General features: G+C 71.2%; 21 protein-coding genes. 9 read left to right on the top strand and 12 right to left on the bottom strand.

Annotation, left to right across the window (positions count from 1 at the left end; genetic code table 11):
• Window positions 1-37 precede the first annotated feature (37 nt).
• The gene (locus tag ACZ6SD_RS05330) at window positions 38-1012 is read right to left on the bottom strand and encodes a sigma-70 family RNA polymerase sigma factor (RefSeq protein WP_465315658.1); all 975 of its coding nucleotides are present in this window, start codon (window positions 1010-1012) and stop codon (window positions 38-40) included.
• A 222-nt stretch (window positions 1013-1234) separates the two neighbouring features.
• Here ACZ6SD_RS05330 and ACZ6SD_RS05325 point away from each other — a divergent pair, with 222 nt between their 5' ends.
• Window positions 1235-2458 (top strand): hypothetical protein, encoded by a 1224-nt coding sequence (locus ACZ6SD_RS05325; RefSeq protein ID WP_465315657.1) that lies wholly within the window; start codon window positions 1235-1237, stop codon window positions 2456-2458.
• 72 nt (window positions 2459-2530) lie between these two features.
• On the opposite strand, the gene ACZ6SD_RS05320 is transcribed toward ACZ6SD_RS05325, so the two are convergent.
• Window positions 2531-3973 (bottom strand): M20/M25/M40 family metallo-hydrolase, encoded by a 1443-nt coding sequence (locus tag ACZ6SD_RS05320; RefSeq protein ID WP_465315656.1) that lies wholly within the window; start codon window positions 3971-3973, stop codon window positions 2531-2533.
• Between the two features lie 320 nt (window positions 3974-4293).
• On the opposite strand from ACZ6SD_RS05320, the gene ACZ6SD_RS05315 reads away from it, so the two are divergent.
• Both ACZ6SD_RS05315 and ACZ6SD_RS05310 read left to right on the top strand, forming a co-directional pair.
• On the top strand, window positions 4294-4893 hold the full coding sequence (locus tag ACZ6SD_RS05315; RefSeq protein ID WP_465315655.1) for a TetR/AcrR family transcriptional regulator: 600 nt from the start codon (window positions 4294-4296) through the stop codon (window positions 4891-4893).
• Window positions 4894-5014: 121 nt separating this feature from the next.
• Window positions 5015-6259, top strand: coding sequence for a PucR family transcriptional regulator (locus ACZ6SD_RS05310; protein WP_465315654.1), 1245 nt, complete (start codon window positions 5015-5017; stop codon window positions 6257-6259).
• A 273-nt stretch (window positions 6260-6532) separates the two neighbouring features.
• Here the strand turns inward: ACZ6SD_RS05310 and ACZ6SD_RS05305 are convergent, their stop codons facing one another.
• Complete coding sequence (locus ACZ6SD_RS05305) at window positions 6533-7042, bottom strand: RNA polymerase sigma factor (RefSeq protein ID WP_465315653.1); 510 nt, start codon at window positions 7040-7042, stop codon at window positions 6533-6535.
• 208 nt (window positions 7043-7250) lie between these two features.
• Between ACZ6SD_RS05305 and ACZ6SD_RS05300 the strand changes: the two genes are divergently transcribed.
• Window positions 7251-7718, top strand: a complete 468-nt coding sequence (locus ACZ6SD_RS05300; protein WP_465315652.1) for a hypothetical protein — start codon at window positions 7251-7253, stop codon at window positions 7716-7718.
• Window positions 7719-7846: 128 nt separating this feature from the next.
• Here the strand turns inward: ACZ6SD_RS05300 and ACZ6SD_RS05295 are convergent, their stop codons facing one another.
• The 6 genes from ACZ6SD_RS05295 to ACZ6SD_RS05270 all read right to left on the bottom strand — a co-directional run bounded on the left by ACZ6SD_RS05295 (window position 7847) and on the right by ACZ6SD_RS05270 (window position 12844).
• Window positions 7847-9055: a cytochrome P450 gene (locus ACZ6SD_RS05295; protein ID WP_465315651.1), complete on the bottom strand. Its 1209-nt coding sequence runs from the start codon at window positions 9053-9055 to the stop codon at window positions 7847-7849.
• 31 nt (window positions 9056-9086) lie between these two features.
• Entirely contained in the window at window positions 9087-9794 is a 708-nt protein-coding gene (locus ACZ6SD_RS05290) for a TetR/AcrR family transcriptional regulator (protein WP_465315650.1), read from the bottom strand.
• 857 nt (window positions 9795-10651) lie between these two features.
• The gene (locus ACZ6SD_RS05285; protein ID WP_465315700.1) at window positions 10652-11233 is read right to left on the bottom strand and encodes an SRPBCC family protein; all 582 of its coding nucleotides are present in this window, start codon (window positions 11231-11233) and stop codon (window positions 10652-10654) included.
• Window positions 11234-11408: 175 nt separating this feature from the next.
• Window positions 11409-11645 carry a hypothetical protein gene (locus ACZ6SD_RS05280; protein ID WP_465315649.1) on the bottom strand — a complete coding sequence of 79 codons (237 nt, stop codon included), beginning with the start codon at window positions 11643-11645 and terminating at the stop codon, window positions 11409-11411.
• Between the two features lie 12 nt (window positions 11646-11657).
• Window positions 11658-11855, bottom strand: a complete 198-nt coding sequence (locus tag ACZ6SD_RS05275) for a hypothetical protein (protein WP_465315648.1) — start codon at window positions 11853-11855, stop codon at window positions 11658-11660.
• A gap of 188 nt (window positions 11856-12043) precedes the next feature.
• On the bottom strand, window positions 12044-12844 hold the full coding sequence (locus tag ACZ6SD_RS05270; protein WP_465315647.1) for an alpha/beta fold hydrolase: 801 nt from the start codon (window positions 12842-12844) through the stop codon (window positions 12044-12046).
• A gap of 159 nt (window positions 12845-13003) precedes the next feature.
• On the opposite strand from ACZ6SD_RS05270, the gene ACZ6SD_RS05265 reads away from it, so the two are divergent.
• Window positions 13004-14218: a vanadium-dependent haloperoxidase gene (locus ACZ6SD_RS05265; protein WP_465315646.1), complete on the top strand. Its 1215-nt coding sequence runs from the start codon at window positions 13004-13006 to the stop codon at window positions 14216-14218.
• A gap of 460 nt (window positions 14219-14678) precedes the next feature.
• Here the strand turns inward: ACZ6SD_RS05265 and ACZ6SD_RS05260 are convergent, their stop codons facing one another.
• Entirely contained in the window at window positions 14679-15764 is a 1086-nt protein-coding gene (locus ACZ6SD_RS05260) for a branched-chain amino acid aminotransferase (RefSeq protein WP_465315645.1), read from the bottom strand.
• A gap of 241 nt (window positions 15765-16005) precedes the next feature.
• Window positions 16006-16791 carry an AfsR/SARP family transcriptional regulator gene (locus tag ACZ6SD_RS05255; RefSeq protein WP_465315644.1) on the bottom strand — a complete coding sequence of 262 codons (786 nt, stop codon included), beginning with the start codon at window positions 16789-16791 and terminating at the stop codon, window positions 16006-16008.
• A 514-nt stretch (window positions 16792-17305) separates the two neighbouring features.
• Between ACZ6SD_RS05255 and ACZ6SD_RS05250 the strand changes: the two genes are divergently transcribed.
• Window positions 17306-18526 (top strand): FAD-dependent oxidoreductase, encoded by a 1221-nt coding sequence (locus ACZ6SD_RS05250; RefSeq protein ID WP_465315643.1) that lies wholly within the window; start codon window positions 17306-17308, stop codon window positions 18524-18526.
• Between the two features lie 85 nt (window positions 18527-18611).
• Here the strand turns inward: ACZ6SD_RS05250 and ubiG are convergent, their stop codons facing one another.
• The gene (gene ubiG / locus ACZ6SD_RS05245) at window positions 18612-19352 is read right to left on the bottom strand and encodes a bifunctional 2-polyprenyl-6-hydroxyphenol methylase/3-demethylubiquinol 3-O-methyltransferase UbiG (RefSeq protein ID WP_465315642.1); all 741 of its coding nucleotides are present in this window, start codon (window positions 19350-19352) and stop codon (window positions 18612-18614) included.
• 198 nt (window positions 19353-19550) lie between these two features.
• Between ubiG and ACZ6SD_RS05240 the strand changes: the two genes are divergently transcribed.
• Genes ACZ6SD_RS05240 through ACZ6SD_RS05230 form a run of 3 tightly spaced genes read left to right on the top strand, consistent with a single transcriptional unit; the run spans window position 19551 to window position 24687 of the window.
• The gene (locus ACZ6SD_RS05240; protein ID WP_465315641.1) at window positions 19551-21272 is read left to right on the top strand and encodes a fatty acyl-AMP ligase; all 1722 of its coding nucleotides are present in this window, start codon (window positions 19551-19553) and stop codon (window positions 21270-21272) included.
• The gene (locus tag ACZ6SD_RS05235) at window positions 21269-23014 is read left to right on the top strand and encodes an acyl-CoA dehydrogenase family protein (protein WP_465315640.1); all 1746 of its coding nucleotides are present in this window, start codon (window positions 21269-21271) and stop codon (window positions 23012-23014) included. Before ACZ6SD_RS05240 ends, ACZ6SD_RS05235 begins: the two co-directional genes overlap by 4 nt.
• Entirely contained in the window at window positions 23011-24687 is a 1677-nt protein-coding gene (locus ACZ6SD_RS05230) for an acyl-CoA dehydrogenase (RefSeq protein ID WP_465315639.1), read from the top strand. The genes ACZ6SD_RS05235 and ACZ6SD_RS05230 overlap by 4 nt, the downstream gene beginning before the upstream one ends.
• Window positions 24688-24719 lie beyond the last annotated feature (32 nt).

Genomic DNA, 24719 nt, shown 5'->3' with positions numbered 1-24719 from the left:
GCGGGCGCAGCCTCGCGAAACAACGGCGGGTATGGAGCTACTTGAGGATTTTCTCCGGCAGCCCGAACCGGGTGAGATCGGCGGTCAGAAAGGAGACGACCTCGGCGATTCGCGCGCCGCGCAGGGTGAGCAGGTCGAGACCGGCGGGGAGGTAGGCGGCCTGGTCGGGGTCCCACCGGTAGGTGCCGAAGGCGAGTTGGCCGTTGGCGCGGGCGCGCAGGAAGCGCCACCGCAGGGTCATGGGCTTGGCCAGCAGGAACGCGCGGATGTCCGCCTGACCGGTGTACCACTGGGGCAGCGGTGGCATGGAGTACCTGGCGTCCTCGGTCAGCATCGCCACGATGGTCTCGACGTCGCCGTGTTCCCACGCGGTGGCGTACCGGGCCGCGAGGGCGCGGACGCCGTCGGTGTCCAGGGACCGCAGGGTCTCCTGCTGGCTGCGCTCGGGCAGCCTGGCGCCGAGGACTTTGCGGGCGCGCTGCAGCGCGCTGTTGACCGACGGCACCGTGGTGTCCAGCAGGTCGGCGACCTCGGCCGAGGAGAACCCCAGGACCTCGCGCAGCACCAGCGCGGCCCGCTGGCGGGGCGCTAGGTGGTGCAGGGCGACGACGAACGCCAGTTCCACGCTCTCGCGGGCGACGTAGCGCGCCTCGGGGCCCAGGGCGTCGTCCGGGTACGGGCCCAGCCACCCGGACGCCGACCGCGGCGCGGCGTCCGGGCCGAGGTCGGTCGGCAGTTCCCGCTTGCCGCGGTGGTCGAGCAGGGTGAGGCAGCGGTTGGTGGCGATCTTGTAGAGCCAGGGCCGGATGGGGCCGCGGCCGTCGAAGCGGTCGAGGCTCCGCCAGGCCCGGGTCAGCGTCTCCTGCGTCATGTCCTCGGCGTCGTGCGACGAGCCCAGCATCCGGTAGCAGTGCGCCTGCACCTCGGCGCGCAGCGGCTCGACCAGCGCCCCGAAGGCCGCCGCGTCCCCGCCGCGCGCCGCGGCGAGCAGCCGTGCCGCGTCCCCGAGCATCCTGGACCTCTCGCCGACCTCACCGAGCTGTGCGCACGAATGATCACATGCCCCTGTCACGCGTCGTCGTCGCGGTGCGAACGGCCACCACCATGAGAACAGTGTCTCCCCGCCGTACGACATACACCCGATAAGAGCAGTCTGCGGCAGACCGTTCGGGGTAACTCGAAAGCGCGGTGATCTTCACCGTTGGCGAGGTTCCGAAGGGAGAAGCACACAAATATGCATCGCACACGTGCGACTTACGCCGCGGTGGGCGCGGCGGTGCTGAGTCTGGCCACACTCGGCGCTCCAGCGGCTGACGCCCAGGAAACCAGCCCGACGCAAAAGATCAGTGAGTTCACGATACCGGGCAAGCGGTCCATCCCGTTGTCCGACGACACCAAGACCGTCACCGTGTACGTCTGGGGCGCCGGTGGCGGCGGCGCCGCGGGCGGCGGTGGCGGCAGCGGCGCCGGTGGCAGCGGTGGCGGCGGCGGCAACTGGGGAGGCTCCGCCGGTGGTGGCGGCGGCGCGGGCGGCCAAGGCGGTGGCGGCGCGGCAGGCGGCAGTGGCGGTGGTTCTGGCTCGTTCACCGCCTGCACCTTCACGTTGAAGCCGGGGAAATCGCGGACGGCGACCCTCGACATCAGCTACCGCGGCATCGGCTCGGTCAACCCCGGCAAAGACCGCGAGGGCGGTCGGGGAGGCACCGGGGGAAGTAGCCGCTCCAACGGCAATGACGGCGCCGCGGGCACCGATGGCCGCGGTGGGTACGGCGGCTCAGGCACGGGCAACTTCACCTGGATCTCGTTCAAGGGCGGGCAACGGGCCACCGCCGCCGACGCGCCTGCCAGCGGGAACCCCGGCCTGCCTGGCTCAGGCGGACGCAAGGGAACGGCGGGCGAAGCTCCGCCCGCGGACGAGTACGGCGGTGAGGGAGGCGATCCGAACAACAACGGCGGGCAGGCAGGTCGCGGACGGCCCGGCGGCAGCGGGGGCTCCATCAGCGACGCCCGAGCCTGCTTCAACGGGACCCTGGTCGCCCGACAGAACGGCAACCAGGGCGGCGCGGGCGGGGACGGCACCCCGGCCGGGATAAACGCCAGTGGCGGCAGCAGCGGCTCACGCGCGTGCGGCCCCGACGGACCCACCTTCGCCGTCGGTGGCAGCGGCAGCCGCGGCGGTACCGGCGGCAAGGGCGGCGACGGCGGCGCCGCGGTCAGCTACACCATCGGGTCCAAGACCTACGCCTTCGGCGCGGGCGGCGCGGGCGGCCGCGGTGGTGACGGCGGCGCGGGCGGCAACGGCGGCAAGGGCGGCAGCGGTTGGCAGAGCTACTCCAGCGGCACCGCCTGCAAGCGCGACACCCAAGCCGAAGCCGGACAGGACGGATCGCCCGGCACCGCGGGCCAGAAGGCCGCCAACGGCAAGAACGCGGCCATCATCATCGTGGAAAACCCCTGACCGATGAGCACTCGCCTGCCCTGGGTCCCGAATCCCTCGGAACCCAGGGCAGGCCACTGGAATACGGGGTCATCATCCCCCGTCGTAGGAGTCGCCGGATTCGTTGGGAGCACCCATTTGCAACAGCAGCGCTTGGGCGAGGGTCATGGCCTCGAACTCGGCATAGCTGACGCTCTCATTCGGGGCGTGAATCGCGCAGCGCGGCTCCTCGCAGCCCCACAGTAGGATTTCCGCTTTCGGGTTGACTACTTTGAAGGAGTTCACGAGAGGAATCGACCCGCCCTGGCCGGTCTGGGCGACGCCGGGCGCCTTGGGATAGGCCGAGCGGAGCGCGTCCTGGGCCAGCCGCAGCCAGGGGCCAGACGGGTCGGCGTGGAAGCCGGAGCCGCCGCCCGCCCGGGTGAACTCCAGGTCCACTCCCCACGGGGCGACTTTCCGGAAGTGCTCCACCAGCTTGGTGTACGCGGTGTCCGGGTTCTGGTTGGGGGCGAGCCGGACGCTGACCTTCGCGGTCGCCGAGGGGCGCAGCACGTTGATCGCCTGGCTGAGCGCTGGCACGCCGTCGAGGCCGGTCACGTTGATCGATGGCTTGCCGTACAAGCGTTTCTGCAGCGACTCAGTGCCGATGAGCGACACGTTGGGCCGGACTCCCGCGTCGGCCCGGAACTGCTTCTCGTCCACCGGGGCCCAGCCCAGGTCCTGCTTGTCCAACTCGACGGCCACATCGCCCTTGTCGTCGTGCAGGGTGGCGAGCATGCGGACCAGCGCCATGAACGCGTCCGGGGCCGGGCCGCCGTACATCCCGCTGTGCACCGGGGCTTCCAGGGTCCGGACGGTGACGTTGAGCGCGATGAACCCGCGCAGGCTCGTGGTGACCGTCGGCATGCCGCGGCGCACGTTCCCGGTGTCGGCCACGACGATGTAGTCGGCGTGGAAACGCTGATCGTCGGGGTGTTCGACCAGGTACTTCTCCAGGATCCCGGTGCCGATCTCCTCCTCGCCCTCGATGAGGATCTTGAGGTTGACCGGCAGGTCGCGCTTGAAGGCGCGCAGCATGGCCAGGTGCATCAGCACGCCGGACTTGTCGTCGGCGCTGCCGCGCCCGTAGAGCCGGGTGTCGTCGGACTCCTGGACTTCCTTGGGCACGAACGGCTCGGTCACCGTCCACCCGGTGCCCGGCGGCTGGACGTCGTAGTGCGCGTACAGCAGCACCGTCGGCGCCACCGCCCGGCCGCCCGCCGAATCCCCGGGGATGACCGCCGGGTGCTCGCCGTAAACCAGCGGCGTCGTCTTCTTGTGGTCCGCTTCGACCACGATCTCCTCGATATGGGCGATCTCGGCCCGCTGGAACAGGTCGATGACTTTCTTCCGGGTTTCCGTCACACCCTCCGGGCAGGCCGCGTACCCCATGAGCCGCACCAGCGCCTTGAGATCCTCGTGCAATTGGGGCATCAATTCGCCGATTATGCGCGGCAGGTCCTGAAGCGTCCTCGGCTCACTCAGAGTACGGCTCATCATGTCCCCTTTATCGACAATTGACGTCGTTCTCAAGTATGACCCCGAAGAACTGACGGGCAACCCTGCGATGGCTTTTTCCTCATTTCGAGCGGCGCGTCACCCACGTGGTTCGCGCACGGCACGCGAGGGTGGCGCGCCGCCCCCGAAAGACGCCCGCCTCGGGAACCGGCGGGTGAGACGACGGGCGCGGCGGTGACTGGCGGGGGCGGGCTGGCCGAAAGTTGTGTGATTCGCGGCGGGGCACCGTAGAATCCGGGGGAACGCCCCGATTGGGGTGGTCAGAATCAGTCGGGGCAGCGCCCCGCGAGTCGGGAGGTGTGACGATTTCCGAGGAATCCGGCCAGACCACGCGGCGTCCGCAGCGCGCGGACGCGCTCCGCAACCGCGAGCGGGTGCTCGCCGCCGCCCGGGAGCTGTTCGCCACCCGGGGGCTGTCGGCCTCGCTCGACGACATCGCCCGGCACGCCGAAGTGGGCGCGGGCACCGTCCACCGCAACTTCCCCAGCAAGGAGTCCCTGTTCGCGACCCTCGTGGCCGACCGGGTGGCGGACCTGACGGCGCGCGGGCGGGCGCTGGCGGGCGCGGACGACCCCGGGGCGGCGCTGCTGTCCATGCTCACCCTCCTGCTGGACGCGGGCGCCGAGAACACGACGGTCCAGGCGGGCCTGGCGGGCACCGACTTCGACCTGCGCACCGCGGCCCCCCAGGCCGCGGCCGACCTGCGCGCCGCGGTGGGCGTCCTGCTCGCCGACGCCCAGCGCGCGGGCGCCGTGCGCGGCGACCTCGACGCCGACGACGTGCTGGCGCTGCTGGCGGGCGCCTTCGCCGCGGCGCGGCACGCGGGCGGCGACCCGGAGCGGACCACCCGGCTCAGGGGTGTCCTGTTTGACGCGCTCAAGGCCACGCCGCCCCAGTGAGCGGACCCGGCAGGGGAATACGTAAACAGGACAATACGTAAACAGGACGATGTGCGACCGGCTCGCGGCGGGCAGCTTTGACAGCTGTCGGAGTAACCGCGCTGAGCCGATCGGGGGCCTGATGAGCGTCCTGTCCATCGTCGAACAGGGAAGCACGGCGGCCGAGCCGGACTGGACCTTCGAGCAGCGGTTGCGCCGGGAGATCGTCACGGAGTTCGGGCAGACGCTGCCGGAGGCGTTCATCGAGCTGACCGACGTCATCGATCCCCTGGTCGAGACGATCCGCAAGGTCGTCCTCAGCGCGCTCGACAGCATGACGAACCCGCGGTCGGCCCGCCAGGAGGACTGGGGCGCGCTCCTGCGCGCGCAGCGCGGGCGGCTGTCGCAGATTTGCCCGCTGGGCGTGCTGGTGCGCGCGTACCGGATCAGCGGCGAGATCGCCTGGCAGCAGGTCCGCCGCTACGCCCGGCACCGCGACCTGCCCGCCAGCGCCCTGGCCCGAGGGGCTGAGGTCGTGTTCGCCTACCTGGGCGAGCTGTCGGGGGTGGCGGCGCCGGAGAACGCGCCGACGGCCGCGGCTCGCGGGCAACTGCTGCGCATGGTGCTCGCCAACCCGGCGCCGACGGCGGCCGAGGTCGCCGAGGCCGCGCGGGAGGCGGGCTGGACGCCGCCCGCGGCGGTCCGGCTGGTCGCCCTGCGCCGCCCCCAGCACCACCACGGCCACCTCGCCCACCTCATCGGCCACGGGAACGACATCTTGGCCGCGACCGACGGAGACGAACCGTGCCTGCTCGTTCCGGCGGCCATGGGCGGCGCGGAACTGGGCTCCGTGCTGCGCGAGGCGCTGCCCGGGTGGTCGGCCGCGCTCGGCCCGGCGACGGAGGTGGCGGGGGCACGGGAGTCGCTGCGGATCGCGACCCGCGCGCTCGACATGGCCGAGCAGGGCCTGATCCCGCTGCCCGCCCACGGCGTCGTCGACTACGCCGACCACCGGCTCGCCCTGGCCCTGTTCGCCGACGAGGCCCTGGTGGCCAACCTGGTCGAGCACCGCCTGGCGCCGTTGTCCGCGCTCACCCCGCAGCGCCGGGACCGCATGCTCGACACCCTGCACGAGTGGCTGGGCAGCCAGGGCCGGGTCAGCGAGATCGCCGCCCGGCTCAATCTGCACACCCAGAGCGTGCGCTACCGAATCCGCCAGATCGAGGAGGTGTTCGGCGAGCGCTTGGCCGATCCGGTCTACCGGTTCGAGCTGGCCCTGGCCACCCGCATGGCCATCGCACGACGCGACAACGAGCGCTCCGCCCGCAATCGGCCCGGCGACGGGCCGGGCCAGGCGGCCGTCCCGCTGAGCCGGATCGTCCCGTGAGCCGGATCGTCCGGTAAGCCGGACCGCCCACCGAACCGAACATCCACCGAACCGAACCGCCCACCAAACCGGACCATGCATTGAACCAAACCACCCACCGGACCGCCCACCAGACCGGACCGCCCACCAGACCGGACTGCCCATCGGAGCGGACCGCCCATCGGACCGGGCCATCCACCGGACCGGGCCGCCCACCGAGCCGGACCGCCCACTGAGCCGGTTCGTCCACCGGACCAGACCCGTCCGCCAAGCCATACCGTCCATTGAGGACAGTCAGCCCGCCGGGACCAGGTCCCACGGGGCGGGCCCGGTGACGTGGGTGCGCAGTTTCGCCAGCGCCCGCAACCGGTTGCGGTGCGCGGTTCCCTTGTGCACGCCCAACAGCGCGGCGGCCTCGTCCAGGGTGTGACCGTCGAGGTCGACCAGGACCACCACCGCGGCCTCCTTCACCGTCAGCGTCCGCAGCAGGTGCGTGAGGTCCTGGCGGGACTCGGCCGCGGGCACCCCGCCGTCGCTGAGCGGAGCCGTCACCTCGTCCAGCGGGACCCAGCGCCACTCGGCGCGCCAGCGGGCCCGGGCGAGGTTGACCGCGGTCGCCAGCGCGTAGCCGTAAGGGTTGGGGTGCCCGACGAACCGGCGCCACCGGGCCTCGCTGCCGCGCAAGCGCACGTACACGTCCTGAATCAGGTCTTCGGCCATCGGCCTGCTGCCGACCAGGACCGCCACCCGCGAGCGCAGGCGCGCCACCACGCTCATGAAAAGCCGGTCGAACTCGCCGTCCACGGCCCCACCCCCACCTGCGGACCTGCCCGGGAAATCAGGTATTCCTCTCGACAGTAACCAGCGCCGCCCAGCGCGCCAAACACCCGATCGGGTGGCACAGCTTTTCCCGTCCCGGCCGCGCTCACACTTTGGCGGGCCGCCAGGCGTGTATCCCTACGGACCCGCGTCCGGGTCCGGAAAATGCCTCACGAAGGAAGGCTGAGCGGCCATGAGAAGACTTTTGTCTGTTTTGTGTGGAACCGTCGCGCTATCCGTGGGCGCTTTGGCCGGGCCCGCGTCCGCCGACGCCGACCGGCACTGCGTGGCGAACCTGGACACCCGAGTCGTCCGGTGCTCGGACACCCCGGACCAGGCCATGCGACTGGCCACCGGCGCGGGCGCGCTGGCCCTGACCATCGCCATCTTCTACGACGGCACGGGATACACCGGCGCCACCTACACCTGGGTGCAGTCGCGGGCCTGCACGCCCAGCTACGACGCGGAGTGGCAGTGGGGCAACCTGGCCGACATCGGCTGGAACAACCGGGTCAGCTCCGTGCACACCTACAACCAGTGCGACGTGCGGTTCTACGACGGCTTTGAATTCACCGGCGCGGCGTCGACGTGGATCGACAATCATTCCGACCTGGGCGTTCTCGGCTGGAACAACCGGGCGGGCTCGGTCAAGTTCTCCTGAGTGGATGTTTCGGGTCCCAATTTCCTACTTTGGCCGGAAATCGCGCCCCGCGAAAAAACATCCCCAGCCCCGCCGGACAGGTGTCGGTCCGATCGGGCCTCCCCCGCCCGACCGGACCGACACCCCGCTCAGGCCGCCCGGACCCGCAGGGGCAGGTGCTTGGCGCTCACCATGCCGTTGCTCTCGTAGAACGTCGTCTCACCCGCGACCACATCGATGTCGGCGAAGTGGTCGAGCAGCAGCGGCACCGCCACCCGCGCCTCCAGCCTGGCCAGCGGCGCCCCGATGCACACGTGCACGCCATGGCCGAACGCGAGCTGCTTGCCCTCGCGGTGCAGGTCGAACCGGTCCGGGTCGGCGAAGACCCGGGGGTCGCGGTTCGCGGCCATCAGCCACGGCAGGACGAACACGCCCGCCGGGATGGTGTGCCCGCCGAACTCCACCTCGCGGGTGGTGACCCGCGCGACCCGGGTGAACGGGCTGCGCACCCGCAGCACCTCCTCGATCGCGGCCGGAACCAGCGACCGGTCGGCCCGCAGCGCCGCGGCGGCGTCCGGGTTCTCAGCCAGGCACAGGAACGTGTTGCCCAGCAGCGCGGTGGTGGTGATGTGGCCCGCGAGCAGCAGCAGCGCCACGAACCCCACCATCTCGTCGTCGGTGAGCGACTCGCCGTCGACCTCGACCGCGCACAGCTCGCTGATCAGGTCGTCGCCCGGGTTCGCCCGCTTCTCGGCGATGCGCTCCAGCAGGTAGTCCGACATCTCGTGGAAGACCGGCTCCTGCCCAGCCAGCGTCTCGGCGATGTCGTCCAGGCTCTCGGGCGACTCGATGTCAAGCAGCGTGTCCGCCCAGGTGCGGAAGCGGTCCCGGTCGGCGATCGGGATGCCCAGCATCTCGGCGATCACGATCACCGGCAGCGGGTAGGCGAAGTCCGACACCAGGTCGAACGTGTCCCGCTTCCCCAGACCGGCAAGCAGTTCCTCGGAAATCTCCCGGATGCGGGGCTCCAGCCCCGCCACCATCCGCGGGGTGAACGCCTGGCTCACCAGCTTGCGCAGCTTGCGGTGCTCCGGGTCGTCCATGCCGACGAAGTTCCCCCGCATGAACCGGTCGCGGCCCGGTGCGGGCGGGACAAGCTCGGAGAAGTCCGACGAGAACGTCGCCGGGTCCATCAGCACCGCCATGGTCTCGTCATAGCCGGTGACGTGCCACGCCTTCCCGAGGTCGTCCCAGCTGACCGGGCCGGGGCGGCGGGCCAGCCAGGCGAGCAGGGCCTGGCCGCCGTCGGCCATGGACCTGGGCATTGGGTCGGTCGGTTTTTCCGTTGTAGCGGTCATTCGCGTTTCCCCTCAGATGCGGCCAACCGTCCTACGGTTGGCGCAGAAAATCGGCGAGCTCGTCCCTGAACCCGCCGAGCACTCCGATGACCTCGCGCGAGACCTCGGCCAGCCGAGGGTGCGCCGCGGCGTCCTCGGGCTCGAACGCCCCGCGGATGACGTGCGCGAGGCACTCGACCTGCTCGTCCAACGTCGGCTCGTAGCCCGGCTCCGGACTCGGGTCGCCGAACAAAAAGCCCATCGCCGCGCACCGAATGGCGTAAAGCTGCTGGTCGACGGGCATGTCCGCGCGCACCAGCCCCCAGTCGCGCAGGACCGTGATCTGCCGCCTGCTCAGCTCGGTCTTGCGTTCCTGGATCACCCGCTGCTCCGGCCGCTGGGCCAGCTCGCCGAGCATTTCCACGTCGGCGGTGAACATCGCCCGCAGCAGCGGATTCCCCGCGATCAACCGGAACCCGTGCGCCGAATACCGGTGCATCAACACGTTCGCCGGATCCTCCGGCAGCCACGCCAACAACTCGTCCACATGCCGCAGTGACTCCCGCAGCAACACCGCCTCGAACAACGCCAGCCGCGTCTTGTAGTGCAGATAGACGGTGCCTTTGCCAATCCCCGCCGCCCGAGCGACATCGTCGATGGTGGTGCGCTTGTACCCCCACCGCCGAACCAGATCAGCGGTGGCGTCAAGGATCCGCCGAGCCCGAGTCTCGCGCTCCGACTCGACGACGGTCTCGTTCATCGGGGCCCCTTCTGACGGATGACTGATTATGAAATTTGGTCACGCCGTCATGATCGAGGCTAGACCTGGCGGCTGGGGCGGTCAAGCGATTACCGGAAAGACCCTTGGTGGGAAAACCTCCCCACCCGACCACGCGGCGGCGAGGTGGCACGCGGTGCCTGTGAGGTGCGCTTACCCTCGGGCGAGGTGATCACCGCGCGGCAACCGAACAGAGGCGAGCGCCCCGGCGGCGTGCTCGGGTCCGCCCGCTGCGGTCGTCCCGGTGGTTCCGGCCAGCCGCAGCTGGCGGGGCACACCGGCGGACGCGCCCACCTCAGGGTTCCAGCAAGGCAAGCCACCGTTGGTGAGCACACCGGTGGGCGTGCCCACCTCGGGATTCCAACAAGACGGGCCGCCGTTGGCGGAGCACACCGGTAGGCGCGCTTACCTCGGGATTCCAGCAAGGTGGCCACCACTGGCCGAACACACCAGAGGGGGCGCCCACCCCAGGATTCCAACAAGACGGGCCGCCGTTGGCGGAGCACACCGGTAGGCGCGCTTACCTCGGGATTCCGCCAAGGCAGGCCGCCGTTGGCCCAGCACACCAGCGGACGCGCCCACCTCAAGGTCCCAGCAAGGCAGGCCACCACTGGCCCAGCACACCGGTGGGCCCGCCCACCTCAGAATTCCAGCCAAGGCAGGCCACCACTGCCGAACACACCAGCGGGCGCGCGCACCTCGGGTACCGCACGCAGGGGCATCATCGGCCGAAGGCACTCGCCTGCGTGGCCTTTCCGGGTACCGCACGCAAAGCGCCAACGGTCGAGCGGCGGTGAGCATGGCGTTGGGTCAAGGTGCGGGCGGCCCGCAGGGCTTGCTCAGTTCGGTTCGGTGGCTGACGCGGACTCTTCGGCGATGGCCTTGATGCCGTCGAGGGTTCGCGCCATGTTCGTGCGTAGGGCGTCGAGTCTGCCCGTGACGATCGCCTCGGCGCGGTCGGGGAAGCGCTCCAGTGCCAGGGTGAGTCCCGAGCGGGCGGGGCCGAGGTGGACGGCGTAGCGCAGCAGCGTCCCGTCGCCGTGGGGAGCGAGGGTAAAGCGCCAGGTGGCGGCGGGCGCGGCGGGATCGGGCGCGGCGCCGCCGAAGCGGCCGTCCGGGTCGACCACCGCCCAGGCGAAGGTGTGCGGGGCGGACAGGTCGACCACGTGGGACACCGTCCGCCAGTCGCCCAGCATCGGGTTGTGGTTGTGTCCCTCGAACCGCGCGCCCAGAGTGGGCGCCGAGGTGCCATCGAGCCACCGAACGCGCCGCAGTTCCTCGCTGAACCGAACGGAAAGCTCGATGTCGGTCACCACCTCCCACACCCGCCCCACCGCCGCGTCGACGCGCACCTCGCACTCCACACCCCGACCCGCGACGCCCACACCGCCGACCTCCTGCCGATCGCCACCTTGGCCCATCACTTCGACACCCCCACCATCACCGTTCCCACCAACGACTTCCGAACCCCCACCGACTTCCAAACCCCCACTGCCAACACCCGACCCCACAACGCCACCATCCCAACCGACACCGCCAACCCTCTGACCACCGCCACCCGGGCCACCACTCCCCCAGCCGACGACATCGGAGCCCTCACCCCACGGCCCTGCCCAACGGCGTCGACACCCCGGCCATCACCACACCCAGCACCCTCCGCACCGAGACCACCACCACGCCCAGCAGGATCGCCACCCCGATCACCAGCGTCCCGGCCAACAACACCAACGTCCCCGCCAGGAACAAACGGGCCGTCGACGTCCCAGCCCCCGGCACCAACGTCCAGCCCAGCGACAGGCCAGGCACCAGTGCCCCGACCCCTCGCAGCGGCATCCCAACCAGCAACTAGCCGAGCGCCTGCGCCCCAGCCCACCGCACCAACACTCCGCCCAGCACCAAGCCGAGCATCGGCACCCCAACCCACCACACCAATATCCAGCCCAGCGACAGGCCAAGCACCAGTGCCCCAACCCACCGCAGCGGCGCCCCAACCAACACCAAGCCGAGCACCCACACCCACCACACCAACACCCCGCCCAGCACCAAGCCGAGCGTCGGTGTTCTGGTCGTTGGCGGGCTTGTCCGCGGTGCCCATGCCGCACCCTCCTTCGCGGTCGCCGGGTGGCGTTCGCCGGACGCGCGATCAAGTGGGCGCGATCGTTGTCCGCGCGCTCCATCCTGGCTTGGATCGGCGGTGTGCGGTCAGTGGTTCACACCACAGTCGACCGGGCTTAGTGGACGGAGTTGGCGAGGAAGGCGAGTAAGACCTGGTCGAAGTCGGCGCGGCGGTCGAGGTTGATCATGTGGGCCGCGCCGGGGACGACCTGTTTGCGCGCGTTGGGGGCCTTGGTCGCCACTAGGTCGGCCACGGCGTGGATGTCGCTGGAGTCCAAGTCGCCGACGAGCAGGAGGGTGGGCGCGGCCAGCTCGGCCACCCGGTCGATCGCGCCCAGTTCGGTCGCCAGGGTTATCGCGGTGGCGCTGTGGCGGGCGATCGTGTTGGTCATCAGCGTGCGGCACAGGGCCCGCGTGGACTCGTCCGTCTCCTCGGGCCCGCGGCGCGGGCCGTCCACCCACATCCGCAGAAGGCACTCGACGGCTTCGGCGGTGTCGACCGCGTCGGCGAGCCGGGTGAGCTGGTCCAGGATGAACGGGTCGCGCAGAGTCATGCCGCTGATGCCGGGGGCGGCCAGCAGCAGGCGGTCGACCAGGTGCGGGTAGGCCAGCGCGAAGTCGATCGACGTGCGCGCGCCCAGCGACAGGCCGACCAGGGCCGCCCGCTCGATGCCCAGCGCCGCGAACAGCCGCCGCAGGTCCTCGTAGTGGGCGAACGGCCTTTCCGGGGTGGACGACGCGCCGTGGCCGCGGGCGTCGTAGCGCACGACAGTGTGGCGCCAAGCCAACGCCGCCACCTGGTCGTCCCACATCCGGCCGCTGAGCACGCCCGCGTGCAGCAGCACCACCGGGCTCCCCGCGCCTTGAATTTCGTAGCTCAACTCGCCGTCGTCGACGACGACCGCTCCCATAGTCATGTCGCCCCCCCGATCCCCTACCGCCACGCTACCGAAAACGCCAGTGCCCGTGGGGGATCGCACCGGCACGTACCCGATCGTGGAACGCCGGTCGCGGACCGCCGCGGCCGGCTACGATGGTCAAGATCGAGCCGGAGCCGAGTCCGAAGTGGAGTCCGCATGCGCAGGCCCGTCCTCGCCACCATGACCGCCGTGCTGGCCGTGACGACCGCGGTCGCCCCCGCCGCGGCGGAACCGGTCGTCCGCACAGACACGGTGCTGGAATGGTTCGACACGACCGCAGCCACGATCGCCGCGGCCGGGGCGCCGACGCAGAGCACCAACAGCCGCACCTGGGCGATCGGCTGGCTGGCCGCGGCCAGGGCGACCCTGCGCGCCCCGCACGGCCGGGCCGACTTCGCCGACGCCGCGCTCGCCGCCGCCGTCCACGACACGCTGGTGCGCCTCGCGCCGACCGAAACCCCCGCGCTGGACGCGAAACTGGCCGCCACACTCGCCCGCATCCCCGACACCCCGGCGAAACGGGCAGGCGTCGCGGAAGGCGCCCGGCAAGCCGCGAGCGTGCTGGCGTCCCGGGCCGATGACGGGCTCGACCCGGAGTCGGTGAACAAGCCGTTCCCTACGCCAGCGCCCGCGCCGGGCGTGTGGCAGCCGACGCCGCCGACGTTCGTGCCCGCCCTGCAAGCTGGGAACCGCGACGCCAAGCCGTTTCTGCTGGAGCGGGCGGACCAGTTCCGGCCGGGGCCGCCGCCTGCTCTCGACTCGGCTCGGCACCGGGCCGATCTCGCTGAGGTTCGCGCCTATGGGGCGGCCGACAGCGCTGTTCGCACTCGTGCGCAGACTGATGTGGCGGCGTTCTGGTATCAGTCGTCTCTGGGTGGATACGTGACGCCGCTGCGGGTCGCGGTGGCGGACACCGCGTGGCGGGGGACGGCGTGGCGGGCTGGGCTGGTGGCGGCGTTCAATGTGGTCGCGGTGGACACGCAGATCGCTACGTCCGATGCGAAGTACGCGTATCTTGCCTGGCGGCCGGTGACCGAGATTCGTGCTGGCGGGGAGGTGGGGTGGACGCCGCTGCATGTGACTCCGGCGCATCCGGACTATCCGAGTGGGCATGCCAGTTACGCTGGGGCGGCTGAGGGTGTGTTGAGCGCACTCGTTGGGGCGCAGGCGAAGCAGGCGTTCGCGATGACCAGTCCTACTGCGCCTGGGGTTGTTTTCCGTTATCGGAGTTGGCGGGAGTTGACTCGGGACAATGTGGACGCTCGGGTGTGGTCGGGGATTCACACTCGGGTGGCTGATGAGGTTGGTGTCCTTGTTGGACGGTCTGTTGCCGCGTATGGGTTGGCTTCGTTTGGCAAGTTGTTGCGGTGAGCGGCTTGGGGCTGGGTTTCGTGGTGGGCTCGATGGGGTGGAGTGGTTTCTTCGGGGCCCCTACGAAGGAAGATCGCCGTGTGAAAGACGGGTGGGATGCCTTCGGCCTCACACGTGCGGAGCCAGCTTAGCGATCTTCCTTCTCCCCCGAAGAAACCACTCCACCCCATCGAGCACCTGGCGAGCCTCGGTTCGGCCTGGCAGGAGAGCGGGTTCGCTGTCCTGCTCCCACCGGGCGCCTGGCAGCGTTGGGGTGCGGCTGGCAGGAGCGTGGGTTCGCTGTTCCGCTCCCGTCGGGCACCTGGCAGCTTCGGGTGTGGCTGGCAGGAAAGCGGGTTCGCTGTTTGGCCCCATCGAGCAGTTGCAGGGGCAGGGTGGGGCGGTTTGGCAGGCGGGTGAGGTTGCTCTGCCCTGGCTTCTCAGCCGGGTGGGTGGTTCCGGTGCTGATCGGGCGGGCGGCTCAGGGGACGCGGTGTAGCCAGGATCGGGTGTCTGGGGTGCGTCCGTACTGGATGTCCAGTATGTGTTCGCGCAGGGTTAGGGTGGTTTTGCCGGGGGTGCCGTCGGCGACGGTGAAGGTGGTGGTGGGGGAGCGGAAGGCGGTGATGGGGGTGATCACCGCGGCGGTGCCGGTGGCGAAGACCTCGGTGATGGCTCCGGTGCGGCAGCCTTCGCTCAGTTCTGTGAGGGTGATGGGGCGTTCGACTGGGGTTAGGCCGTGGTCCGCAGCCAAGGTGAGGACGCTGTCCCGGGTGACGCCGTCGAGGATGGCGCCCAGGCCGGGGGTGATCAGTTCGCCCGCTGTGGTGAGCAGGCACAGGTTCATGGTGCCCGACTCCTCCAGGGTGGTTCGGTCGGCGCTGTCGAGGTAGAGGACCTGGTCGCAGCCGTTTTCGCGGGCCTCGCGTTGGGCGGCGAGGCTGCCCGCGTAGTTGCCGCCGCATTTGGCGGCGCCGGTGCCGCCGGGGGCCGCTCGGGTGTACTCGGCGCTGATCCAGAGGGTGACGCCAGCGACGCCCGCGGCGAAGTACGGGCCCGCGGGGGAGGCGATCACGGAGTAGACGAACTCCTCCGCCGGGCGAACGCCGAGGAACGCCTCGGCGGCGAACATGAACGGGCGCAGGTACAGGCTTTGCTCACCGCCGCCGTCAGGGACCCAGGACTCGTCGGCGCGGACCAGGGCCTCGACGCTGCGCACGAAGGACTCTTCGTCCAGCTCCGGCATGGCGAGGCGCTGGGCGGAGCGGGCGAAGCGGCGGGCGTTCATCTCCGGGCGGAACAGCCAGACGCTGCCGTCCGCGTGCCGGTAGGCCTTGAGGCCCTCGAAGATCTCCTGCGCGTAGTGCAGCACCGCGGCGCTGGGGTGCAGGCTGAACGGAGCCAGCGCGGTCACCCGGCGGTCGCGCCAGCCGGTGTCCGGGGTCCAGGTCGCGGTGGCCATGTGGTCGGTGAAGTGCTTGCCGAAGCCGGGGTCGGCCAGGATCGCCGCCCGTTCAGCCGCGGGCCGGGGGTGGTCCGACGGGTGGACCACGAACTCGACACTCATGACCGCACCCCTGTCTCTCGCCACCCCGCTCAGTGCCGAGAACTCTACCCAACGGTCGGCGAGCCCCGCGTCCGTGATCACCGGGGCGGCGGTGAAATCGCTTCGCTATTCGCGGGTCCGCAACCCCTATCCCCCACTAAATCCGCCGGACCCCTAACCGGTGAATTGACGTCGAGGCGAAACGCGGCCAACCCGAGATGGATTCGGGAAGCGACTTCCTTCATGCATTCCCAAAAGGGGATCACACCGCGGCGCGGGGGGCGAAAAAGGGATCGAGGGTCTGGTCCGCGCGCAGGATCGCCTGGTGCAGCGCGCGCAGCATTCGGCACGGTTCGAGGCCGAGTTCCCGATTGAGGGTGCCGCGCAGCTGGGAGTAGACCCGCAGCGCTTCGGACTGCCGCTCCGAGCGGTACAGGGCGATCATGAGCTGCCGGTAGAACGCCTCCCGGAACGGGTGCTCGCTGACCATGGTGAGCAGTTCGCCGATGAGGTGCCGGTCGCGGCCGAGGGCGAGGTCGGCCTCCACCCGCATCTCGACCGCGGACACCCGCAGCTCATCGAGGCGGATGGCGGCGTTGCGCAGCAGCGGGCTGTCGTGCAGGCCGTGCAGGGTCGACCCGCGCCACATCGACAGCGCGGCGGCCAGGGTCTTCGCCGCCGCCTCGTTGTCCCCGGCGGCGAGCAGCCTGCTCCCGTCCCCGATCAGGCGCTCGGCCACCAGGAAGTCGATGTCCCCCTGGTCGGCTTCGAGCAGGTAGCCGCCCGCGCAGGTCTGCACCGGGCTGGCGCCCGCGCCGTCCTCGCCGAGGAACTTGCGCAGCTGCGAGACGTAGACGTGCAGGGCGGTCCGCGCGCTGCGCGGGCCGTGGTTGCCCCACATCGACTCCAGGAGCGCGTCGAGGGTGACGACCTCGTTGGCGCGGACCAACAGTGTGGCCAGCAGGATCTTGACCTTGGCGGCTTTCAGCGTGCGAGGGGTCTCCCCGGCGCCGATCACCTGCAACGGTCCCAGTACTCGGTATTCCATTTCTCCGCATCCCCCGGCCTGAACCGGTACGACATGACGATGATTCACATTACCGGGACACGACCCCGACCACCGGTCCGGTGACCGAGGACGTGCGACTTTGTGATTCGCCCGCCGCTTCGCGCGACGAACCAGAGCATTCGACCATTGATGTCAGTGTGCCCGCTTTCAACAAGCGCGGGTAATCCACCGAGGAGCCCAACCAGGCTAGTCCGAATGCGTGATCATTCGCATTTAACCTCTCGCTAACAACATCGACGCATCGTAGCCGCGCATTGGCAGCGAACACGACGCGCGGGATATTCATAAATGGCGAGTCGATGACCCGTGAGGTAACGGGTTCGCCGACCGAGCGGACACCGCGCGGCCGGAAGCCGCTGTGCCGTGCGCCACCTCAGCGCCCGCCGGGTGGAACCAGGCCGGTTAAGCGCCGCTTCAGCGCGGCTCCCGCAGGCGGCATAGCGGGCCCGGGGAAGCTGGCTGGGAGAATCCGGCGGCTGGAGGAGACGAACCGATGGGTCCAATGGCAGTCGATGTCTGCGTCGTCGGGGGCGGGCCCGCGGGACTGGCCCTCGGGCTGGAGCTGGCGCGCCAGGGCGTCGAGGTCGTCGTGGTGGAGCAGAGCGGGCACTTCAACCGGTCCTTCCGGGGCGAGTCGGTCTCCCCGGACGCGGTGTTCGTGCTCGACCGGCTCGGCGTGCTGGAGAAGATCAAGGCCGAGGGCGCGCTGATCACCGAGCGGATGGAGATCACCGAGGCGGGCCGCACGGTGCTGCGCAGCGAGTTCCGCGACTACCGCTACCCGCACCGCTACCCGCTGGAGCTGCCGCAGCCCACGCTGCTGGGCGTGCTCGACGCGGCGGCGAGCGGGTTCGACAACTTCACCCTGCTGCGCAAGACCTCGATGGTCGGCCTGCTCCGCGCGGACGGGGCGGTGACCGGGGTGCTGATCAAGGGCCCGGATGGCGAGGCGGAGATCGCCGCGAAGGTCACCGTGGGCGCCGATGGCCGCTACAGCAAGGTGCTGGAGATGTCCGGCTTGGCGAACACGCGCATCCCGCTGGACCGGGACGTGGTGTGGTTCAAGGCGCCGCTGCCGCCGTCGTGGGACCCGGAGACCTACCGGGTGCGGATCTCCGGCGACCGGCACGGGCTGTTCATCCCGACCTACCCGGACATGGTGCGGGTAGGCTTCAACATCCCCAAGGGCGGCCTCAAGGAGCTGCGCGCGCAGGGGATCGGCGCCCTGCACGCCAAGATCGACGAACTGGCGCCGGAGCTGTCCGAGCTGGTGCGGGCGAAGGTCACCAGCTACTCCGACACCTCGATGCTCGACATCTTCACCACGATCGTGCCGCGCTGGTCCTGCCCCGGCCTGGTGGTCATCGGCGACGCGGCGCACACGCTGTCCCCGGTGCTCGGCCAGGGCGTCAACCACGCGCTGATCGACGCGGTGACGCTGGCGCCGATGCTCGCCAGGGCGGTGCGCCGACTCGACCACCGCGCAGCGACGACCGAGGCGACCGCAGAGTTCCAGCGGCAGCGTGAGCCGGAGGTGCGCCGGTCGCGCGCGCTGCAACTGCGGCAGGAGCGCATGTTCACCTTCGGCAGCAAGGCGGGCGTGTTCCTGCGCACCAGCCTCTACCGCGCCATGAACGCCAGCCCCTTCCTCCAGCGCCGGGTGCTCAGCGACGCCTACTTCCGGTTGCAGAAGCGGGAGAACTCGGGCCGCTGAGCGGCGGGAGTCCTCAGTGGTCGATGGTCGTGCGGCTCGCGAGCGGGCCGCACGACCGCGGCGCCGGGCGGTTCGCTGGCAGGGACTAGCGGACGGCGCTGAAGCGGGCGGGTTCCTTGACGCCGTGGCCGACGTAGCCCACGCCGACGGAGTTGTTCAACTCGAACTCGGCGAGGCCGCGGCCGCGCAGGACCGACCCGATCAGCCGGTGCGGCGGGCGCGCGGGCATCAGGCCCCTGATCTCGGCGAGGACGATGCCGTGCTCGGCCAGCGCGGCGCGCAACTCGCCGGGGCGGATGAACATCCGCCAGTCGTGCGTGCCGGGCCGCCGGACGCGCAGCACCCGTTCGGCGAGCAGGATCGTGACCAGGTAGCTGCGGACGGTCCGGTTGATCGCGTCGAACAGCAGCAGCCCGCCGGGGCGCAGCACCCGGGTGATCTGGGCGATTCCCGCTGGCACGTCGCGCAGGTGCGCGAGCACGTCGGAGACCACCACCACATCGGCGGCGCGGTCGGCGAAGGGCAGGTCGTACGCCGAACCCGGCCTTCTGTCCATAATGGACTCGACAGAGCGCCCGGCGCCCGCGGTCAGGTCGACGCTGGTGACGTCGTAGCCGACCTGGGCCAGCGCGGCACCGACCCGCCCGCCGCAGCCGATGTCGAGGACCTTCGCCGCCGAGCACGGCCGGTCCAGGAAACGCGACCGGATGGCGGCGTCGAAATACGCGATCCGGGCCGAATACATGTCGTGCAGCACCCGCAGCGAGCCCTTGGCGGTGCGCAGGCCGCCGCCGAACTCCGCGCCAGGCTCACCGACCGGGGTCATCGCCGACTCCGTTTCGCTACGAGTGTGTCTCCGTGCCTTCCCCCGACACGCTAGAGGCAGCGCCGTAGGGGTAAAACCCCTGTTCGGAGGGGAGTAAGACCCGCGATAGCCGGGCTTTAGGCCCGGTGCGCCGCGACCTTAAGACCACCCGTGGACAGTGGTGTTCCGGACTGGAAACACGGCCGTGAGGGGTTTTTCGTGAGCAACAGCGGCGATTTCGTCAGCCATTTCCGTGAGCGGGTCACCGAGCAGGGCGACAAGGCCGCGCTGGTGTTTCTGGCAGACTCCGGCACCGGCGTCTCCGAGCGCGCGATCGGGTACGCCGAGCTCGACCGCCGGGCCCGCCGGGTCGCGGCGTGGCTGGGCGAGCGGACCGAGCGCGGCGACCGGGCGCTGCTGCTGTTCCTGCCCGGGCCCGAGTTCATGGTCGGGTTCCTGGGGTGCCTCTACGCCGGGGTCGTCGCGGTGCCCGCGCCGATGCCCGACAGCAACGGCCGCGGCATGAGCCGGGTCGCCGGGATCGCCCGGGACGCCGACGTGCGGGCCGTGCTCACCCACGCCACCGCGATCGAGGCGGTCACCGCGTGGGCCGAGCGGTCGGAACTGGGGGCGGCGGTCGCCGCCGTGGACGCGCTGCCCGAGGACCTGGCCGACGCCTGGGCCCAGCCCGCGCTGGACGGCGCGACCATCGCCTTCCTCCAGTACACCTCCGGCTCGACCAGCGACCCCAAGGGAGTCGTGGTCACGCACGCGAACCTGCTGCACAACGAGGAGGAGATCCGGCTGGCGCTGGGCACCGGCCCGGACACCACAGTGTGCAGCTGGCTGCCGCAGTTCCATGACATGGGCCTGATCGGGCAGCTGCTGCACCCGCTGTACCTGGGCGGGACGTCGGTGTTCATGTCGCCGATGACCTTCCTCAAGCGCCCGTACCTGTGGCTGTGGGCGGTGGCCGAGCACCGCGCGGCGATCAGCGTCGCGCCGAACTTCGCCTTCGACCTCGCGGTGCGGCGGATCAGCGATGAGCAGCTCGCCACGCTCGACCTGTCCTCGGTCCGCTGGGTCCTCAACGGCTCCGAGCCGATCCAGGCGCACACCGTCGAGGCGTTCACCGAGCGCTTCGCCGCGGCCGGGCTGCGGCGCGAGGCGGTGTTCCCCTGCTACGGCCTGGCCGAGACGACGCTGTTCGTCACCGGCAGCCGCGACGGCCGCCGGTCCATTGTGGCCGATCCGAGGGCGTTGGAGCGCAACGAGATCGTCGCGACGGCCGAGCCGGGCGGGCGCGTCCTGGTCGGCAGCGGCTCGACGCTCGGGTTCGAGATCCGCATCGTCGACCCGGACACCCACACGGTGCTGCCCGATGGGCGGACCGGTGAGATCTGGGTGCGCGGCGACAGTGTCGCGGCGGGCTACTGGAAGCAGCCGGAGCTGACCGAGACGACGTTCAACGCGGTCGCCGACGGCGAGCCAGGGTACCTGCGCACCGGCGACATCGGCGCGCTGGTCGACGGCGAGCTGTATGTCACCGGGCGGCTCAAGGACATGCTGATCGTCAACGGCCGCAACCTCTACCCGCACGACATCGAGCACACCGCCCGCCAGGCGCACCCGGCGCTGCAAGCGGGTGTCGGGGCGTCCTTTGTGGTCGGTGAGCGGCCCGAGCGGCTGGTGCTGGTGCACGAGATCAAGGCGTCCGCGCTCAACGGCACCCCGGTGACCGACCTGCTGGCGAGCGTGCGCGCCGAGGTGCGCGCGGAGTTCGACGTGCACATCGCCGAGCTGGTGCTGCTGCCGCGCGGCGGTGTGGCGCGCACGACCAGCGGCAAGATCCGGCGCGGGGAGATGCGCTCGAAGTTCCTCGCGGGCGAGCTGGTCCCGCCGCCGGAGCTGGTGGCCGAGCCGTCCGGGGCCGCGCGATGAGATATTCCGCCTTCGCCGACGCCGAGCGCCTGGAGCGGGCGCTGGGCGACCCCGGCGACCCGGCCGCGGTGTTCTCCTACGCCAACTGCGCGGACCTGGACGACGCCGACGAGTTCCCGGCCGAGGTCTGCCGCGCGCTGGACGAGTTCGGCCTGGCGCGGCACTACGTCCCGGTCGAGTTCGGCGGCGGGCTCGCCGACTACCAGGACTGCCTACAGACGATGCGGATGGTGGCTCGGCGGGACGTGACCGTCGCCGTCGCGCACGGCAAGACTTATCTGGGCGCGGTCAGCGTGTGGGTTGGCGGGACCCGGGCGCAGGCCGAGCGGGTCGGCGCGCTGGTCGGCGCGGGCGTCCCGGTGAGCTGGGCGCTGACCGAGCAGGCGCACGGCAGCGACCTGCTGGCGGGCGAGGTGACCGCGACGCCCGAGGCCGGGGGCTACCGGCTCGACGGCGAGAAGTGGCTGATCAACAACGCCACCCGGGGCGGGGCGCTGTGCGTGCTCGCCCGCACCTCGGCCGAGGGCGGCCCGCGCGGGTTCGGCGTGTTCTTCGTGGAGAAGTCCGCGCTGGCGGCCGAGTCCTACCGGCATGTGCCCAAGCAGCGCACGCACGGCATCCGGGGCGCGGACATCAGCGGTGTCGCGTTCGACGGCGCCATGCTCACCCCCGACGACCTGATCGGCGGGCCGGGCGCGGGACTGGAGAGTGTCCTCAAAGGACTCCAGCTCACCCGGACGCTGTGCTGCGCGCTGTCGCTGGGCGCGAGCGACCACGCCCTGGGGGTGGCGACCCGCTTCGCGCTGGGCCGGGAGCTCTACGGGCGCGGGCTCGCCGACCTGCCCGCCGCGCGGCGCGTGCTGGCCACCGCGTTCGCCGACCACCTGCTCGCCGAGGCGGTCTCGGTGGTCTCCGCCCGCTCGATCCAGACGCTCACCGGCGAGATGTCGGTCATGGCCGCGGCCGCGAAGTACCTGGTGCCGACCCGGACCGAGGCGATGATCGCGCGGCTGCGCAGGCTCGTCGGCGCGCGGTCGCTGCTGCGCGACGTGCACGAGCACGGGGCGTTCGGCAAGGTCGAGCGCGATCACCGGATCGTGTCGCTGTTCGACGGCAACACGTTGGTGAACCTCAATTCCCTGGTCAACCTGTTCCCCATTCTGGTGCGCACGGCCGACAAGGCGGTGGAGCCGGACGCCGAGGGCGTCCGCGCCGCCGCGACCGTGGCCCTCCCCCTCGCCCCGGCGCGGCACCAGCGGTTGTCCCTGTTGCCGCGTCGGGGGTCCAGTTTCCTGCTGGGCCTGCCCGCCGCGGTCGCCGAGATCGAGGAGCTGGCCGCGCACGACGACCAACTGGCTCCGCTGGCCGCCGCCGCGCGACTGCTTTTGTCCACTTTGGACGAGCTGTACGCCGCGATCCGCGTCCAGCCTTCGGTTCCGGTGGCGGTTCCGACGTCGTCGTTCGTCCTCGCGGGCAGGCTGGCCGCCTGTCTCGGCGCCGCCGAGGTGGTGCAGCTGTGGCTGCGCAACCGCGACGCCGCCGCCACCGGGCCGGGCGCGGCGCTGTGGCGGGACGGGGTGTGGCCGACGCTGGCGCTGGACCGGCTGCTCGCCGCGGCCGGGGTGTCCGCCCCGGCCCCGGAGAGCATGTACGAGACCGCGTTCGAGGTGCTGCGCGAGCAGGTGGGCGCGGGCCTGCTGCCCTCGCTGTTCGACGTCCGACTCGCGGAGGCTGGACTGTGACCACGCACGGCAAGACCACACACGGCGGGACCACACCCGGCATCGACGACCTGGAAGCGCGGTTCGGCGACCCGTACGACGAGGCGAACCCGTTCGGCCACGCCGCGATCGTCGCCGCCGACGAGCGGGCCGAGCTGCCCGAGGGCGCGGAGGCCGTGCTGGACGAGGTCGGACTCAACGCCGAGTTCGTGCCCGAGCGGCTGGGCGGGCGGCTGACCGAAGTGGACGCTCTGGTTCGCAGGCTGCGCCCGGTTTTCCGGCGGGACGCCGCGCTGGGACTGGGCTACGGGGTCACCTCGTTCATGGCCGGGCTCAACGTCTGGCTGGGCGGCTCGGACGTGCAGCGCAAGTGGCTCGCCGACGCGCTGCTGGGCAACAGGAAAGTGTCCGTGGGCTACCACGAGCTGGGGCGCGGCAACGACTTGACGAGCAACGAGTTCTCCGCGAACCGCGCAGGCGACTCGCTGGTGCTCACCGGCCGCAAGGAAGTCATCAACAACGCGGGCCGCGCGGGGGCCGCAGTGCTGTTCGCCCGCACCGACACGCGCGGCGGCGGCCGGGACCACTCGCTGCTGCTGGTGGACCTTGCCCAGCTCGACCGGGACCGCTTCCGCCGCCTGCCCCGCTTCCGCACCCTGGGGTTGCGCGGCTGCGCCCTCGCCGGGTTCGAGTTCGACGGCTGCGCGGTCTCCGACAGCGCGCTCGTCGGCGAGGTCGGCGCTGGCTCGGATCTGGCGCTGCGCTCGTTTCAGGTCAGCCGCGCGGTGATGGCGGGCGCCGGGCTGGGCATCCTGGACGCCGGTCTGTTCGGGGTGCTGCGGTTCGCCCTGGACCGCAGGCTCTACGGCCGGACCGTCGCCGAGCTGCCGCACGCCCGCTCGACGCTGGCGGGCGCGTACGCCGACCTGCTCACCGCGGATGCCATGGTGACCGCGGTGACCCGGGCGCTGCACGTGCTGCCCGCCAGCGCGAGCGCGTACGCGGCCGCGGCGAAATACCTGGTCCCGCTGCTGCTCGAAGACGCCATGAACGCCCTGTCGGTGGTCCTCGGCGCCCGCTTCTACCTGCGCGAGGGCGAGTACGCGGGGTTCGGCAAGCACATGCGCGACCTGCCGCCGCTGGGCATCGGCCACGCGGGCGGGGTGTCCTGCCAGCTCACGATCCTGCCGCAGCTGCCCCGGCTGCTGCGCGGGACCGGCGACGCCGCGCCCGCCGCGGTGTTCGACACCGCCGCCCCGCTGCCCGAACTCGACCTGACCAGGCTGCGCCTGTTCACCCCCGCGGGCGACCCGCTGCTGGCCGTGCTGCGCGCGGACGGCACGCCGCCCGCCATCGCCGCCGAACTCGCCGCGCTGGCCGACGCCGCGGCCGCGGTGTCCCCACGCGACACGGGCGTCGCGGCAAGCCCGGCGGCGTTGGCGCTGACCGAGCGGTACGCGCTGCTGCTGGCCGCCGCCGCGGTCGTCGGGCAGGCCAGGCACGGCACGGCTCCGGAGGGCTGGGCGGACCTCGCGCTCGACCGGCTCGCCGAGCGGCTGCGCCCGTCCGCCGCGCTGCCCGTGTTCCGCCCCGACGCCGAGGAAGCCCTCTTCGCCGACCTCGTGGACCGCGCCGCCACTGGTGTCGGCTTCTGCCTCGACCGCGACCCCGTCCACCGATCCCTTGCCCCGTAACCGATATCAGCCCTCGAACGCAGAAGGACGCC

This window comes from Actinokineospora sp. NPDC051303 (genome assembly GCF_055586285.1).
The sequence above is the reverse complement of the archived record's forward strand: the minus strand, read 5'-3'. Positions and strand labels throughout refer to the sequence as shown.

What these genes read in the sequence shown, in the direction of transcription:
- ACZ6SD_RS05260 (WP_465315645.1), bottom strand. Translation starts at nt 15,764, where the DNA reads ATGAGTGTCGAGTTCGTGGTCCACCCGTCGGACCACCCCCGGCCCGCG.
- ubiG (WP_465315642.1), bottom strand. Translation starts at nt 19,352, where the DNA reads ATGACCCCGGTCGGTGAGCCTGGCGCGGAGTTCGGCGGCGGCCTGCGC.
- ACZ6SD_RS05300 (WP_465315652.1), top strand. Translation starts at nt 7,251, where the DNA reads ATGAGAAGACTTTTGTCTGTTTTGTGTGGAACCGTCGCGCTATCCGTG.
- ACZ6SD_RS05280 (WP_465315649.1), bottom strand. Translation starts at nt 11,645, where the DNA reads ATGCCGCTGCGAGGGGTCGGGGCACTGGTGCCTGGCCTGTCGCTGGGC.
- ACZ6SD_RS05290 (WP_465315650.1), bottom strand. Translation starts at nt 9,794, where the DNA reads ATGAACGAGACCGTCGTCGAGTCGGAGCGCGAGACTCGGGCTCGGCGG.
- ACZ6SD_RS05255 (WP_465315644.1), bottom strand. Translation starts at nt 16,791, where the DNA reads ATGGAATACCGAGTACTGGGACCGTTGCAGGTGATCGGCGCCGGGGAG.
- ACZ6SD_RS05270 (WP_465315647.1), bottom strand. Translation starts at nt 12,844, where the DNA reads ATGACTATGGGAGCGGTCGTCGTCGACGACGGCGAGTTGAGCTACGAA.
- ACZ6SD_RS05320 (WP_465315656.1), bottom strand. Translation starts at nt 3,973, where the DNA reads ATGAGCCGTACTCTGAGTGAGCCGAGGACGCTTCAGGACCTGCCGCGC.
- ACZ6SD_RS05310 (WP_465315654.1), top strand. Translation starts at nt 5,015, where the DNA reads ATGAGCGTCCTGTCCATCGTCGAACAGGGAAGCACGGCGGCCGAGCCG.
- ACZ6SD_RS05250 (WP_465315643.1), top strand. Translation starts at nt 17,306, where the DNA reads ATGGGTCCAATGGCAGTCGATGTCTGCGTCGTCGGGGGCGGGCCCGCG.
- ACZ6SD_RS05285 (WP_465315700.1), bottom strand. Translation starts at nt 11,233, where the DNA reads ATGGGCCAAGGTGGCGATCGGCAGGAGGTCGGCGGTGTGGGCGTCGCG.
- ACZ6SD_RS05295 (WP_465315651.1), bottom strand. Translation starts at nt 9,055, where the DNA reads ATGACCGCTACAACGGAAAAACCGACCGACCCAATGCCCAGGTCCATG.
- ACZ6SD_RS05265 (WP_465315646.1), top strand. Translation starts at nt 13,004, where the DNA reads ATGCGCAGGCCCGTCCTCGCCACCATGACCGCCGTGCTGGCCGTGACG.
- ACZ6SD_RS05325 (WP_465315657.1), top strand. Translation starts at nt 1,235, where the DNA reads ATGCATCGCACACGTGCGACTTACGCCGCGGTGGGCGCGGCGGTGCTG.
- ACZ6SD_RS05235 (WP_465315640.1), top strand. Translation starts at nt 21,269, where the DNA reads ATGAGATATTCCGCCTTCGCCGACGCCGAGCGCCTGGAGCGGGCGCTG.
- ACZ6SD_RS05330 (WP_465315658.1), bottom strand. Translation starts at nt 1,012, where the DNA reads ATGCTCGGGGACGCGGCACGGCTGCTCGCCGCGGCGCGCGGCGGGGAC.